The following is a 278-nucleotide window of genomic DNA, read 5'->3' on the forward strand; positions in this document are numbered from 1 at the left end:
TCCGCCAGACCCGGGACCGCTTCAACGTCGGCGAGGTGACCCGGACCGACGTCGCGCAGGCCGAGGCCCGACTGGCCGGCGCGCGGTCGCAGGTCGCCCAAGCCGAATCGACCCTCCGCACGAGCATCGGCGTCTACCGGCAGAACATCGGCGTCGAGCCGCGCCAGCTCGCGCCGGGCCGCCCGCTGGACCGGTTCGTGCCGCGCAGTCTCGATCAGGCGATCGCCGTCGGCCTGCGCGAGCACCCGCAGGTCGTCTCGGCCATCCACAACGTCGAC

The 278-nt window shown here is 73.7% G+C and carries 1 protein-coding gene; it reads left to right on the forward strand.

Annotated features, from left to right (window positions below; translation table 11 throughout):
- The coding region (locus KZZ06_RS20560; protein ID WP_219581826.1) for a TolC family protein at positions 1-278 on the forward strand (278 nt) is incomplete at both ends.

The organism is Sulfitobacter sp. CW3 (assembly GCF_019392245.1).
Lineage (GTDB): Bacteria > Pseudomonadota > Alphaproteobacteria > Rhodobacterales > Rhodobacteraceae > Sulfitobacter.